1 protein-coding gene and 1 pseudogene are annotated in these 281 nt (G+C 43.4%); one reads left to right on the forward strand and one right to left on the reverse strand.

The window, feature by feature from the left end; genetic code table 11:
* Positions 1–97 (forward strand): annotated as a pseudogene (locus ACNQ0T_RS24105) (peroxidase); the annotation flags it as partial.
* 50 nt (positions 98–147) lie between these two features.
* On the opposite strand, the gene ACNQ0T_RS24110 reads toward ACNQ0T_RS24105, so the two are convergent.
* Positions 148–281 (reverse strand): type II toxin-antitoxin system HicB family antitoxin (locus tag ACNQ0T_RS24110; protein ID WP_417930485.1); only part of this gene is annotated, 134 nt, incomplete at its 5' end.

A 281-nucleotide genomic window follows, 5' to 3' on the forward strand; every position in this document is an offset into this window, starting at 1 on the left:
AACTGATGGTAAATATGATGATCTGCTGCGTATGACGAAAGCCGTTTCTGGTAGCTATTACTACGCGCCATCAATTGAAAGATTATTATCCCTATAATCTTATCGCGATAATTCAAGCTGTCGCGGATAGCGGCAGCTTGAAAGCGTTTACTGATCGGTTTTTTGGAGTTCTTTACGTGCTGCGGCAGCAATGAATCCGCTACGGCTTCCATACTCGGGATTGGCTTTAACTAGCGTATCAATACGATGCAGTAAGCGATGAGGTAGCGTAATATTAATCC

It is taken from the genome of Enterobacter cloacae complex sp.6700776 (genome assembly GCF_048284255.1).
Classification (GTDB): Bacteria; Pseudomonadota; Gammaproteobacteria; order Enterobacterales; family Enterobacteriaceae; genus Enterobacter; species Enterobacter intestinihominis.